At 71.8% G+C, this 13,361-nt stretch carries 11 protein-coding genes; 6 read left to right on the forward strand and 5 right to left on the reverse strand.

What is annotated here, in order from left to right; translation table 11 throughout:
• Nucleotides 1-176 precede the first annotated feature (176 nt).
• The 3 genes from Q7W82_RS05790 to Q7W82_RS05800 all read right to left on the reverse strand — a co-directional run bounded on the left by Q7W82_RS05790 (nucleotide 177) and on the right by Q7W82_RS05800 (nucleotide 3,713).
• Nucleotides 177-1,379 (reverse strand): copper resistance protein B, encoded by a 1,203-nt coding sequence (locus Q7W82_RS05790; RefSeq protein ID WP_242159691.1) that lies wholly within the window; start codon nucleotides 1,377-1,379, stop codon nucleotides 177-179.
• Nucleotides 1,376-3,184 (reverse strand): copper resistance system multicopper oxidase, encoded by a 1,809-nt coding sequence (locus Q7W82_RS05795; protein WP_242159692.1) that lies wholly within the window; start codon nucleotides 3,182-3,184, stop codon nucleotides 1,376-1,378. The genes Q7W82_RS05790 and Q7W82_RS05795 overlap by 4 nt, the downstream gene beginning before the upstream one ends.
• Nucleotides 3,185-3,305: 121 nt before the next feature.
• On the reverse strand, nucleotides 3,306-3,713 hold the full coding sequence (locus Q7W82_RS05800) for a CopL family metal-binding regulatory protein (RefSeq protein WP_242159693.1): 408 nt from the start codon (nucleotides 3,711-3,713) through the stop codon (nucleotides 3,306-3,308).
• A gap of 117 nt (nucleotides 3,714-3,830) precedes the next feature.
• Here Q7W82_RS05800 and Q7W82_RS05805 point away from each other — a divergent pair, with 117 nt between their 5' ends.
• The 6 genes from Q7W82_RS05805 (at nucleotide 3,831) to Q7W82_RS05830 (ending at nucleotide 11,531) form a co-directional block, all read left to right on the forward strand.
• Entirely contained in the window at nucleotides 3,831-4,271 is a 441-nt protein-coding gene (locus Q7W82_RS05805) for a heavy metal-responsive transcriptional regulator (protein WP_242159694.1), read from the forward strand.
• The gene (locus Q7W82_RS05810) at nucleotides 4,268-6,706 is read left to right on the forward strand and encodes a heavy metal translocating P-type ATPase (protein WP_242159695.1); all 2,439 of its coding nucleotides are present in this window, start codon (nucleotides 4,268-4,270) and stop codon (nucleotides 6,704-6,706) included. Before Q7W82_RS05805 ends, Q7W82_RS05810 begins: the two co-directional genes overlap by 4 nt.
• A 34-nt stretch (nucleotides 6,707-6,740) precedes the next feature.
• Nucleotides 6,741-6,956 carry a heavy-metal-associated domain-containing protein gene (locus Q7W82_RS05815; protein ID WP_184502392.1) on the forward strand — a complete coding sequence of 72 codons (216 nt, stop codon included), beginning with the start codon at nucleotides 6,741-6,743 and terminating at the stop codon, nucleotides 6,954-6,956.
• Nucleotides 6,957-7,078: 122 nt separating this feature from the next.
• Nucleotides 7,079-8,182: a PLP-dependent cysteine synthase family protein gene (locus Q7W82_RS05820; RefSeq protein WP_048492234.1), complete on the forward strand. Its 1,104-nt coding sequence runs from the start codon at nucleotides 7,079-7,081 to the stop codon at nucleotides 8,180-8,182.
• Nucleotides 8,183-8,243: 61 nt separating this feature from the next.
• Nucleotides 8,244-10,268 carry a M3 family metallopeptidase gene (locus tag Q7W82_RS05825; protein ID WP_242159696.1) on the forward strand — a complete coding sequence of 675 codons (2,025 nt, stop codon included), beginning with the start codon at nucleotides 8,244-8,246 and terminating at the stop codon, nucleotides 10,266-10,268.
• A 396-nt stretch (nucleotides 10,269-10,664) separates the two neighbouring features.
• The gene (locus tag Q7W82_RS05830; protein WP_242159755.1) at nucleotides 10,665-11,531 is read left to right on the forward strand and encodes a hypothetical protein; all 867 of its coding nucleotides are present in this window, start codon (nucleotides 10,665-10,667) and stop codon (nucleotides 11,529-11,531) included.
• Nucleotides 11,532-11,577: 46 nt separating this feature from the next.
• Here Q7W82_RS05830 and fabB read toward each other — a convergent pair whose 3' ends face one another.
• Both fabB and fabA read right to left on the reverse strand, forming a co-directional pair.
• On the reverse strand, nucleotides 11,578-12,786 hold the full coding sequence (gene fabB / locus Q7W82_RS05835; RefSeq protein ID WP_242159697.1) for a beta-ketoacyl-ACP synthase I: 1,209 nt from the start codon (nucleotides 12,784-12,786) through the stop codon (nucleotides 11,578-11,580).
• Nucleotides 12,786-13,301 (reverse strand): 3-hydroxyacyl-[acyl-carrier-protein] dehydratase FabA, encoded by a 516-nt coding sequence (fabA, locus tag Q7W82_RS05840; RefSeq protein ID WP_242159698.1) that lies wholly within the window; start codon nucleotides 13,299-13,301, stop codon nucleotides 12,786-12,788. The genes fabB and fabA overlap by 1 nt, the downstream gene beginning before the upstream one ends.
• Nucleotides 13,302-13,361 lie beyond the last annotated feature (60 nt).

A 13,361-nucleotide genomic window follows, 5' to 3' on the forward strand; every position in this document is an offset into this window, starting at 1 on the left:
GCGGCTGAAGCCGCTCCTACGGACGCACGGCCGTTCGCGCTGCCTGGGTGTGGCGAGGGCCGTGCATGCTCCTGGCGCGAGACGCGCTTCGCGCTGGCGGCGATGCCGCGTTTCGCTACGGCGGCGCGTCCTTGCGCCGCTGTTCGCCGTGCGCCCGCAGCTCAAAACCAGAACCGTCAGAACCAGAACCGCAGGCCCGCGACCCAGCGCGTCTCGCGCGCCGCCTCGCCATCGGCGCGGCGCAGGTCGGCGGTGTCGCCGAAGCTGCGCACGTGCTCCACGCCAACATACGGCGCGAACCGGCGCGTGACCTCGTAGCGCAGGCGCAACCCGCCCTCCACGGTGGTCAGGCCGCTGCCGGTGCGATGCGCCGGATCGTCGCGCGCGGCCAGTTCGGCTTCCAGCCGTGGCTGCAGGATCAGGCGATTGGTCAGCAGCACGTCGTACTCGCCTTCCAGGTGCAGGCTGGCATGGCCGCCCTCGCCGACGTAGAGCATGGCCGACACCTCGAACTTGTACGGCGCCATGCCTTGCACGCCGAACGCGGCCGAGGTCTGCGCGCGGCCGGGCGCGAACGCCTGGCTGGCGCCGACCAGCACGTCCCACCACGGCGAGATCGCGTGGCCATAGGCCAGTTCCAGCGTCGACGCCGTGGTGCGGCCGCCCTCGCGCTCGCCGTCGCTGCGCAGCCACAGCCGGTCGATGTCGCCGCCGTACCAGCCGCGCGCTTCCCAGGCCTGGCCGCTGCCGTGCGCGTTGTCCCAGCCCTCCAGGCGGTCGACCAACAGGTAGCCGGTGCGCGACGCGCCATGCGCCATGCCGTGGTCGCGCAGCACCGGGAATGCGGCGGCACGGTCGGCGGCGGTGATCGGCGGGATGGGTTCGCGCGGCAGCGGCGTGCCGGCACTTGTAGGACACTGGCACGCGCTCGCGGTCGGTGCCGGCGCGGTGCGCATCGCATGGTCCATGCCGTCGTGATCCATGCCGTCGTGTGCAGCGTGTGCGTGTTCGCGGTGATCGCCCTGCGACGCCGGTACCGCCGCGTGGCCCATCGTGGCGTGGTCCATGTGCTCGTGCGACAGGGCGTCGGCGTACTCTGCCGTGGTCCGCGTCACAGGCGCGCCGTGCATGGCCGGCGCCTGCGTGGCATGCCCCATGGCTGCATGGTCCATGGCGCCGTGCATTGCCGTGTCGGGCTGTGCCGTCTCCGCGTTCGCCATGGGCATGGTGGCAGCGGACGCCGGGCAGGTACAGCGCGCTACCGGTACGTCCGTGCCGTTGCCGGCCGCGTGGACATGCTGCGCATACACCGGCGCGTGGGCGAGCAGCAGCGCCAGAGCGGTGGCCTGCGCGAGCGGCGACAAGTGGCGGCGGCTCATGCGTCCACCCGCACTTCGCGCATCATGCCGCCGTCCATGTGGTACAGCAGGTGGCAGTGGTAGGCCCAGCGGCCCAGCGCGTCGGCGCGCACTCGGTAGCTGCGGCGCGTGCCCGGCGGCATGTCCACGGTGTGCTTGCGCACCTGGAAGCGGCCGGCGGCGTCCTCCACGTCGCTCCACATGCCGTGCAGGTGGATCGGGTGCTGCATCATCGTGTCGTTGACCAGCACGATGCGCAGGCGCTCGCCGTAGTTGAGCCGCAGCGGTTCGGCGCTGGCAAAGGGAATGCCGTCGAACGACCAGGCGAACTTCTCCATGTTGCCGGTCAGGTGCAACTGGATCTCGCGTCCCGGCTCGCGTCCGTCCGGGTCCTCGAACAGGCTGTGCAGGTCGGCGTAGGTCAGCACGCGGCGGCCGTTGTCGCGCAGGCCGATGCCGGGGTCGTCCAGCCGTGGCGCAGTGGCGGAGGACTGCATGTCCACCAGCGGATTGCCGCGTTCGCTGCGCGGATGCGCAGGTGCGGCGGCAGGCGCGTGCGCGGCGTGCTCCATGCCCGGCATGCCGGCCATGTGCATGGTCGCGCCGCAGCCGCCCTCCATGCCCTGCATGGCTGCGCCTGCGGCGTGGTCCATGCCGGCGTGGCCGGCCATCGCATGGCCCATGTCCTGCATGCGCAGCAGCGGGCGCGGGTCGTTCGCCGGCACCGGCGCCTGCAGCCCCTCGCGCACGGCCAGGGTGCCGCGCGCGTGGCCGGTACGGCCCATGTCCTGGGCGAATACCGTGTAGGCGTCCTGGCCGCTGGGTTCGACCAGCACATCAAAGGTCTCGGCGGCGGCGATGCGGAACTCGTCCACGCTCACCGGATGCACGTACTGGCCGTCGGCGGCGACCACGGTCATCTTCAGCCCGGGGATGCGCACGTCGAAGTAGCTCATGCTGGAGGCGTTGATGAAGCGCAGCAGCACCTTTTCGCCGGGGCGGAACAGCCCGGTCCAGTTGCCGGCCGGGGTCATGCCGTTGAGCAGGTAGGTGTAGGTGTTGCCGTTGACGTCGGACAGGTCGGTGGGGGTCATGCGCATGCGCCCCCACATGCCGCGGTCGGCGAGGGTGGCGCGCAGCCCGTCCTCGCGCGCGTCGCGCAGGAAATCGCCGACGGTGCGCTGGTACAGGTTGTCGTAGGACGGCATCTGCTTCAGCCGCCGGAACAGCGCCGCCGGATCCAGGTCGGTCCAGTCCGACAGCAGCAGCACGTGTTCGCGGTCGTAGCGGTACGGCGGCGGCTCGCGCGGGTCGATCACGATGGCGCCGTACAGCCCGGCCTGCTCCTGGTGCAGCGAATGGCTGTGGTACCAGTAGGTGCCGGACTGGCGCAGGGCGAAGCTGTACTGGTAGGTCTCGCCGGGATAGATGCCGTCGAAGCTCATGCCTGGCACGCCGTCCATGTTGGCCGGCAGCAGCAGGCCGTGCCAGTGCACCGAGGTCTGGGTGTGGCCGGGCAGGCGGTTGGCCACGCGGATGGTCACCGTGTCGCCTTCGCGCCAGCGCAGGAGCGGCGCCGGCACGCTGCCGTTGACGGCGATGGCAGGGCGCTCGCGCCCGGTGAAGTTGACCCGCGTGCTGCCGATGCTCAGGTCCAGGTCGGTGCCGTGCAGCACGTAGGGCGCGGCGCCGTTGCGGGCGAGCGCGCTGGCCTGGGCGTGGCGCAGCGGCAGCCCGGTGAGGCCGGCGGCGGCGCCCAGCGCCAGCCCGGTGACGAAGCGGCGCCGCGACGGCAGCGCCGGCAGGCCGGAAGAAGATGCGTTCATGTGCGATGTCCGTAAGCGGATGCGATGCGCCAGACAGCGCCGATGGCGGCGCGGCAGGCACGGGCGCGGCAGCGCCTGTGCGCCGCCGCCAGGAGGCCGCCCGCGGGGCGGCCGCGCGCGCTCAGGCGCTGGGAGGGCGTTCCAGCCGCGGCAGGCCGGGCGCGCCGTGCGCGGCCTGGGGCGCGGCGGCGACCAGGTGGCGGGGCATGCGCGGCAGCGCCAGCGGCATCGCCAGCAGGGCCGGCAGCGGTTGCGCATGCGGGCATTGGCAGCCGGCCATGCCGCCGCAGCCGCCATGCTTGCCGGCATGGTCGTGGCAGTGGCCGTCGTGATCCATTGGCGGCGGTGGCGGCGCGTCGTGGCAGGGCATCGCCGCATGCGCTGGCGCCGTGCTGGCGACCGTGACAGCCGTGTCGTGCATCGAGGTGCCGTGCGCCGCCATGCCCGGCATCGCCATGGCGGCCGCGGTGCCGTTGAGCAGCAGGCTCAGGCACAGCAGCAGGCGCAGCAGGACGGCGAAGGTCGGCACAGGCAGCAGGGTGGCGGCGGGGGGCCACAGAGGATACCGAAGCCGGCGTGGGCGGCAAGCGACTGCGGCGCGGCGAGGCTTGACTCTGGACCCGACTCCAGGGAGTAGGGTGTGCGCATGCGATCCGACCCCGCCACCGCCCGCTTCACCATCGGCGCGCTCGCCCGCCAGGCCGACGTCGCCATCGATACCGTGCGCTACTACGAGCGCCAGGGCCTGCTGCCACCGGCCCCGCGCCGCGCCTCCGGCTACCGCGAGTACGACGCCGCGGCGGTGCAGCGGGTGCGCTTCATCCGCCGCGCCAAGGAGCTGGGTTTCTCGCTGGAGGAGATCGGCGAACTGCTGGCCTTGCAGGACGACCAGGTGCACGGCGTGGAGGGCATCAAGCAGCGTGCCAGTGCGCGCCTGCAGGCACTGGACCGGCGCATCGCCGAACTCACGGAGATGCGCGACACCCTGGCCGCCCTGGTCGAGGACTGCCCCGGCCGCGGCGTGCCGGACGCCTGCCCGATCCTGGGCGACATCCGTGGCGATGCCGCCGGCGAGCCGTCGCGATGAGTGCGGACCGGACCACCACGTCGCTGACGCTGCCGGTGCAGGGCATGACCTGCGCCGCCTGCGCGGCTGGCGTGGAGAAGGCGCTGCAGCGCCTGCCCGGGGTGGCGGCGCAGGCCAGCTATGCCGGCGCGCGCGTGCAGGTGGACTACGACCCGCAGCAGGTGGACCTGTCGACGCTGCGGCAGCGCATCGAGCAGGCTGGCTACGCCGTACCGACCCAGACCCTGACCCTGGAACTCAGCGGCCTGCACTGCGCCTCCTGCGTGGCGTCGATCGATGCCGTGTTGGCGAAGACCCCGGGCGTCCTCAGCGGCCACGCCAACCTGGCCTCGGCCAAGGCGCGGGTGGAGATCCTGCCGGGCGCGGTCGCGCCGGCGGAGCTGATCGCGCGGATCGCCCGCGCCGGATTCGGTGCGCGTGTCGCCGAGGCCATGGACGCGGCGCAGCTGGCCGAGCGCGAGCGCCGCGAGCGCCGTGCCTGGCGGCGCGAACTGGGCATGTTCGCCGCGGCGGTGCTGCTGACCTTGCCGTTCTGGGGGCAGATGCTCGGCATGCTGGATGGCGACGCCCTGCGCGGTGCGCATGCCGAGCCGCTGCCGCGCTGGCTGCAACTGCTGCTGGCCACGCCGGTGCAGTGCTGGATCGGCGCGCGCTTCTATCGCGCCGGTTACCGCGCGCTGCGCAACGGCAGCGCCAACATGGACGTGCTGGTCGCGCTGGGCACCGGCATGGCCTATCTGTACAGCGCCGTGGTCACCGTCGCCGGCCTGCACGGCCAGCACGTGTACTTCGAGGCCAGCACCAGCGTCATCACCCTGGTGCTGCTCGGGCGCCTGCTGGAGGCCCGCGCCAAGCGCCGCACCACCGCCGCGGTGCGCGCGCTGCTCGACCTGGCGCCGACCACCGCGCGGGTCGAGCGCGACGGCGCCATCGTGGAGGTGGATGCGGCGGAACTGGTGGTCGGCGACGTGTTCGTGGTCGCCGCCGGCGAGCGCGTGCCGGTGGACGGCGAGGTGCTCGACGGCCACTCCAGCGTGGACGAGGCGATGCTCTCCGGTGAGGCGCTGCCGGTGGCCAAGGCGCCGGGCAGTCGCCTGCATGCGGCCACGGTCAACCAGCTCGGCCTGCTGCGCGCGCGCGCCACCGGCGTCGGCGCCGACACCCTGCTGGCGCAGATCGTGCGCATGGTCGATGCCGCGCAAGGCTCGCGTGCGCCGATCCAGCGCCTGGTCGACCGCATCGCCGCGGTGTTCGTGCCGGCGGTGCTGGCCATCGCCGCGGTCACCCTGGGCGCGACCTGGGCGCTGGGCGGCAGCTTCGCCGACGCCCTGGTGCACGCGGTGGCGGTGCTGGTGATCGCCTGCCCGTGCGCGCTGGGCCTGGCCACGCCGACCGCGATCATGGTCGGCACCGGCATCGGCGCGCGCGCCGGCATCCTGATCCGCGACGCCGAGGTGCTGGAACGCGCCCGCGCGCTGACCGCGCTGGTGGTCGACAAGACCGGCACCCTGACCCTGGGCCAGCCGCAGGTGACCGCGGTGCTGGTCGCCGACGAGGCCGAGTCCGCGCCGCTGTTGCGTCTGGCCGCCGCGCTGGAGACCGGGTCGGCGCATCCGCTGGCGCGTGCGATCGTGCAGCGCGCCGCCGACCTGGGGGTGCGCACGCCCGCGCCGGCGCCGCGCGCCGAGGCGGTGCAGACCCTGCCGGGGCAAGGCGTGCGCGGCCGCGTCGACGGGCGCGAGGTCGCGCTGGGCGCGCTGGCGTGGCTCGATGGCCTGATCGCCGTGCCGGCCGACCCGACGCTGCGCCGCCAGGCCGAGGCGGCGCAGGCGCAGGGCCACAGCGTGGTCGGCGTGGCGGTGGACGGCGCCGTGGCCGGCTATATCGCCATCGCCGATCCGCTGCGCGAGGGCGCTGCCGAGGCGGTGGCGCGGCTGCAGGCGCGCGGCATCGCGGTGACCATGCTCAGCGGCGACAACCGCCACGCGGCGCAGGCGGTGGCCGCGCGGCTCGGCATCGCCCAGGTGCAGGCCGAGGTATTGCCGCAGGACAAAGCCGCGCATGTGCGCGAGCTGCAGGCCGTGCCGGGCGCGCACGTGGGCATGGTCGGCGACGGCATCAACGACGCCCCGGCGCTGGCCGCGGCCGACGTCAGCTTCGCCATCGGCAGCGGCTCGGACATCGCGATCGAAGCGGCCGACGTGGTGCTGATGCACGGCGACCTGGCCGGCGTCGCCGCCGCCATCGACCTGTCCGCGGCCACAGTGCGCAAGATCCGCCAGAACCTGTTCTTCGCCTTCGTCTTCAACGGCCTGGGCATCCCGCTGGCCGCATTCGGCCTGCTCAACCCGGTGATCGCCGGCGCGGCGATGGCGCTGAGTTCGGTCTCGGTGCTGGGCAACGCGCTGCTGCTGAATCGCTGGCGGGCGCGGTGAGCGCGTATTCGCCTTCTTCCTCCTGGAGCCTGACATGCAACATCTCGATCTTCTCGTCCACGGCATGAGTTGCGGCGGCTGCAGCGCACGGCTGCAGCGGGTGCTGGACGCCTGCCCGGGCGTGGCCGCCAGCACGGTGGTGCTGGAGGGCGGGCGCGTGGGCATCGACTACGACCCCGCGCGCATCGACGTGGCCGCGCTGGAGCAGGCGATCGCCGACGCCGGCTTCAGCGTGGCCGCCGCCGGCTGAGCGCCGCCGCTGGGCCGTGCGCCGCGCCGGGTGAACGCCGGGGTGGCGGCCTGCGCGGCGCATGGTCCTGGCGCCCGGCTGGGCGTGTATCGTGGGCGCGATTTCTCCGCTCCCGCATCGCCATGACCCATCGCGCTTGGGTGGCCGCCGCCATCCAGAAGATCGAAGCCGACTTCAACCGCTCGGCCGACACCCACCTGATCCCGCTGGACCTGCCCGGGTTCCCCGGCATCGACCTGTACTTCAAGGACGAATCCAGCCATCCCACCGGCAGCCTCAAGCACCGCCTGGCGCGCTCGCTGTTCCTGTACGCCCTGGCCAACGGCTGGCTGCGCGAGGGGCGCCCCGTGATCGAGGCCTCCAGCGGTTCCACCGCGGTATCCGAGGCGTACTTCGCGCGCCTGCTGGGGCTGCCGTTCATCGCGGTGATGCCGGCAACGACCTCGCCGGAGAAGATCGCCGCGATCGAGTTCCAGGGCGGGCGCTGCCACCTGGTCGGGCGCGCCTGCGATCTGCATGCCGATTCGGTGCAGCTGGCGCGCGAGACCGGCGGCCATTTCATGGACCAGTTCCTCTACGCCGAACGTGCCACCGACTGGCGCGCCAACAACAACATCGCCGAGTCGATCTTCCGGCAGATGCAGGAGGAGCCGCATCCGATCCCGGCGTGGATCGTGTGCAGCCCCGGCACCGGCGGCACCGCGGCCACGCTTGGCCGCTACGTGCGCTACCGGCGCCATCCCACCCGCATCCTGTGCGCCGACCCGGAGGTGTCGCTGTTCTTCGACGGCTACCGCGAGGCGCTGGCCGGGCGCGACTACGCCGGCCTGGAAAGCACCGGCGGCTCGCGTATCGAAGGCATCGGCCGGCCGCGGGTGGAGCCGAGCTTCATCCCCAGCTGCGTGGATGCGATGGTCAAGGTGCCCGACGCGCTGAGCCTGGCGGCGATGCGCTACGTCAGCGCGCGCCTGGGCCGGCGCGTGGGCGGCTCCACCGGCACCAACTTCGTCGGCGTGCTGCAGGCGGCCACGCGCATGCGCGAACAGGGCCGCAGTGGCGCCATCGTCACCATCCTGTGCGACAGCGGCGAGCGCTACGTGCACAGCTACTACCGGCCGCAGTGGTACGCCGAGCACGGCATCGACGTCGAACAGGCCGACGCGCAACTGGCCGCGGCGGTGGCCGGCGCCGGCTTGCCGCCGCTGCCTTGTGCCGCGCTGGACTGACCGCCATCTGTCTTCCATGGCCGGCCGCGCCGGTCCTTTCCCCGCTACCGAGAGTTCCGCGATGACCAATCCCCTGCTCGATTTTTCCGGCCTGCCGCGCTTCGATGCGATCCAGCCCGAGCACATCGGCCCGGCGATCGACACGCTGCTGGCGCAGGCCGAGGCCGCCGTGGCCGCCGCCGAGACCGTGGCGCCGGTGCGCTGGGACAGCTTCGTGGCGCCGCTGGACGATGCCACCGAGCGCCTGTGGCGCGCCTGGGGCCAGGTGAGCCACCTGCAGGCGGTGGTCAACACGCCGGCGCTGCGCGAGGCCTACAACGCCAACCTGCCCAAGGTGACGCGCTTCTCCAGCGCGCTGGGGCAGAACCTGGCGCTGTTTGCGCAGTACCGCACGCTGGCGCAATCGCCGGAGGCGGCCACGCTCGGCCCGGCGCAGCGCAAGGTGCTGGACAACGCGCTGCGCGACTTCCGCCTGGGCGGCGCCGAACTGGGCGAGGCCGACAAGCAGCGCTTCGCCGCGATCCAGGAAGAGCTGTCGGCGCTGTCGGCCAAGTTCTCGCAGAACGTGCTCGACGCCACCGACGCGTGGTCGCTGCTGATCGACGACCCGGCTCGCCTGGCCGGCCTGCCCGAGGACAGCGTCGCCGCTGCGCGCGCGGCGGCCGAGCGCGACGGCCAGGAAGGCTGGAAGCTGACCCTGCAGATGCCGTGCTACCTGCCGGTGCAGATGTATGCCGAGGACCGGGCGCTGCGCGAGACGCTGTACCGCGCCAATGCGATCCGCGCCTCGGAGTTCGGCGATGCGGCGCTGGACAACAGCGCGGCGATCGGCCGCATCCTCGCCCTGCGCGGCGAACTGGCGGCGCTGCTCGGCTTCGCCAGCTATGCCGAGTATTCGCTGGCGACCAAGATGGCGCAGGATCCCGCCCAGGTGCTGGAGTTCCTGCACGACCTGGCCGCACGCGCCAAGCCCTACGCGCAGCGCGACCGCGCCGAACTGGAAGCCTTCGCGCGCGAGCACCTGGGCCTGGACACGCTGGAAGCCTGGGACCTGCTCTATGCCAGCGAAAAGCTCAAGCAGGCGCGCTACAGTTTCTCCGAGCAGGAGGTGAAGCGCTACTTCACCGAGCCCAAGGTGCTGGACGGCCTGTTCGGCCTGATCCACGACCTGTACGGCTTGCGCGTGGAGGCCGACAGCGCGCCGGTGTGGCATCCGGACGTGCGCTTCTTCCGCCTCAGCGACGCGCAGGGGCGCCTGGTCGGGCAGTTCTACCTGGACCTGTACGCGCGCGAAGGCAAGCGCGGTGGCGCCTGGATGGACGACTGCCGCAACCGCCGCGAGCGCGCCGACGGCGTGCAGACCCCGCTGGTGTACCTGGTGTGCAACTTCGGCCGCGGCAGCGACGGCAAGCCGGCCACCTTCACCCACAACGAGGTCACCACCCTGTTTCACGAGATGGGCCACGGCCTGCACCAGTTGCTGACCCAGGTCGGCGAACTGGGCGTGGCCGGCATCAACGGCGTGGAATGGGACGCGGTGGAACTGCCCAGCCAGTTCATGGAGAACTTCTGCTGGGAATGGCCGCGCCTGCAGGCGATGACCGCGCACGTGGACAGCGGCGAGCCGCTGCCGCGCGCGCTGTTTGACAAGATGCTGGCGGCGAAGAACTACCAGAGCGGCATGTTCACCGTGCGCCAGCTCGAGTTCGCGTTGTTCGACATGCAGTTGCACCACAGCTTCGATGCGCAGACCGACAGCGTGCTGCAGTTGCTCGAGCGCGTGCGCGACGCAGTGGCGGTGAACCGGCCGCCGGCATGGAACCGCTTCCCCCACCAGTTCAGCCACATCTTCGCCGGCGGCTATGCGGCCGGTTACTACAGCTACAAATGGGCCGAGGTGCTCAGCGCCGACGCCTATGCCGCGTTCGAGGAAGCGCCGGACCAGTTGGCGGACACCGGCGCGCGCTTCCTGCACGAGATCCTCTCGCGCGGCGGCAGCCGCCCGGCGCTGGAGAACTTCACCGCCTTCCGCGGCCGCGCGCCGGAGCTGGAGGCGTTGCTGCGGCACAGCGGCATGGCGGGATAAGCTGGGATTCGGGATTCGGGATTCGGGATGACAGCCTGCGGCTGTTGAAAGCCGGGATTCGGGTTAGGGAGTCGGGATTCTTCGCGGGTTTCGGGCAGTTGCGAGGATCTTGTGGGAGGGGCTGAAGCCCCTCCCACAAAAAGCGGCGACTTTTCATCGGAAGGCGGCCACGTTCGTCAGATCGTTTGCTGGCGATGTTGTCCCGTGCAGGACGACCCCGACCCCGTTCCCGTTCTCGATCCCCAATCCCGGCTCTCAACAGCCGCAGGCTGGTCATCCCCAATCTCCAATCTCCAATCCCAGCTCCTCTGTGCTAGAACACAGCACAGCGGCACGGCGATCGTCGCCGCCGCGATCGCGGCATAGGACACTGCCGCACCGCACACGGAGGACCGCATGAAGCGAGCAGGGTGGTGGACGCCGTTGCTGTTGAGCATGGTCGCGCCGGCCTTGGCGCAGGACGGCAGCGGCACGGTGCGCATCGGCGCCAGCCTGCGCGCCGGCCCGGCGCCGGAGTATCCGCGCGTGGCCACGCCGGTCACCGACGATGCACTGCGGGTGCATGGCTGCACCCGCGACTGGACCTGGTGCGATGTCAGTTGGCGCGAAAAACGCGGTTGGCTGCCGGCCGGCGCGATCGATTTCAGCGCACAGGAACAGGGCATCGCACCCGGCGTGCCCACCGTCGGCTTTGCGCTGGATCGCTATTGGGACACGCACTATCGCGGTCAGCCGTGGGCGCGCGAACGCGCGCGCTATCGGCCACTGGAAAGCGCCGCGAGCGCGGCCGGGCCGGCGCAGATTCCGGCCCCGTTGCAGCGGCAGTTGGGGCCGCAATGGCGGGCGCCGCCGCCAGCGGCGTCTGCCTCCGAGGCCGTGAGCGCCACGCCGGCATGGACGCCGCCGGGCGAGCGGATGCATCAGATCCCGCCGCCGGACGCGCTCAATCCCCGCTACAACAAGGAACTGGCGAAGGAGTTGCAACGCCAGGACAGCGACCGCCGCCAGCGCGAAGCGATGGGACTGCAGCCGGTGCCGCCCCCTGCGTCCGCGCCGTCGGCATCGCCGGCGTGGCCACCGTCGCCGGCGACCATCCAGTGGGTCGAGCGGCATTCGCCGAAGCCGACCTCGCCTCCGCCGCCACCACCGCCACCGCCTCCACCGCCACCGCCACCGCCACCGCCTTCAGCGCCACCGGCCAAGCCGGAAGCGCACAAGGACGACGACGCCGGGCGTCGCGACGTCCGGCAGCTGGAGCGCTGACGCGCGGCACGCTGCCGCTGCCGGCACCGTGCAGGCGTGGCCCGACTCAGGCCTTGGCGAATACCAGCGCGGCGTTGGTGCCGCCGAAGCCGAAGCTGTTGGACATCACCGTGCGCAAGTCCGCATCGCGGCTTTCGCGCTCGATGGGGAAGCCCTCGGCGCGCGGATCCAGCGTGTCGATGTTGGCCGAGCCGGCGATGAAGCCGTCGCGCAGCATCAGCAGGCAGTAGATCGCCTCGTGCACGCTGGCCGCGCCCAGCGAGTGTCCGGACAGCGCCTTGGTCGAGGACAGCGGCGGCACCGCGTCGCCGAACACCGCGCGTACCGCGTCCAGCTCGGTGACGTCGCCGAGCGGGGTCGAGGTGCCGTGGGTGTTGAGATAGTCGATCGGCGCGTCCACGCCCTGCAGCGCCATGCGCATGCAGCGCACCGCACCTTCGCCGGACGGGGCGACCATGTCGGCGCCGTCGGAAGTCACGCCGTAGCCGACCAGTTCGGCATGGATGCGCGCACCGCGCGCCACCGCGTGCTCGTAGTCCTCCAGCACCAGCATGCCGCCGCCGCCGGCGATGACGAAGCCGTCGCGCGCGGCGTCGTAGGGCCGCGAGGCCACCGCCGGCGTATCGTTGAAGCCGGTGGAGAGCGCGCCCATGGCGTCGAACATCAGGCTCATGGTCCAGTCCAGTTCCTCGCCGCCGCCGGCGAACATCACGTCCTGCTGGCCGTGGCGGATCAGGTCCGCTGCCGCGCCGATGCAGTGCGCCGAGGTCGCGCACGCGGCCGACAGCGAGTAGCTGACGCCCTTGATCTTGAATGCGGTGGCCAGGCTGGCCGACACCGCCGAACACATCGTGCGCGGCACCATGTACGGGCCGACCTTGCGCACGCCGCGGTTGCGCAGCAGGTCCGCCGCCTCCACCTGCCAGTGGCTGGAGCCGCCGCCGGAACCGGCGATCAGGCCGATCCGCGGATCGCTGATCGCCGCTTCGTCCAGGCCGGCGTCGGCCAAGGCATCGCGCAGCGCCAGGTAGGCGTAGGCCGAGGCGTCGCCCATGAAGCGCTTGAGCTTGCGGTCGATCGCCGCGTCCAGGTCCAGTTGCACATCGCCGCCGACCTGGCTGCGCAGGCCGAACTCCGCCGCCTGCGCGTTGTAGCGGATGCCGGAGCGGCCCTCGCGCAAGGCGCGCGCCACGCTGTCCAGATCGTTGCCCAGGCACGAGGTGATGCCCATCCCGGTAATGGCCACGCGCCGCATCAGAATGCCTCCGTCGAAGTGAACAGGCCCACGCGCATGTCCTTGGCGGTGTAGATCTCGCGCCCGTCCACCGACATGCGGCCGTCGGCCACCGCCATCACCAGCTTGCGGTTGATCACCCGGCTGATGTCGATCTCGTACACCACCTGCTTGGCGGTGGGCAGCACCTGGCCGGTGAACTTCACCTCGCCCACGCCCAGCGCACGGCCACGGCCGGGTGCGCCCAACCAGGTCAGGAAGAAGCCGGTCAGCTGCCACATCGCATCCAGGCCCAGGCAGCCGGGCATCACCGGATCGCCGATGAAATGGCAGCCGAAGAACCACAGGTCCGGACGGATATCCAGTTCGGCGCGGATCACGCCCTTGCCGTGCGCGCCGCCGGTCTCGTCGATGGCGACGATGCGGTCGAACATCAGCATCGGGTCGTTGGGCAGGCGCCCGGCATTGGCGCCGAACAACTCGCCGCGTGCGCTGGCGAGCAACTGCTCGCGCGAATAGGAGGACAGACGACTCATGAGCGGAACATTCCCAGGCGAGACAGTCGAGGCGCGCAAGAGTGCATGAGCGTCGCGCGT

It is taken from the genome of Xanthomonas indica, from assembly GCF_040529045.1.
Lineage (GTDB): Bacteria > Pseudomonadota > Gammaproteobacteria > Xanthomonadales > Xanthomonadaceae > Xanthomonas_A > Xanthomonas_A indica.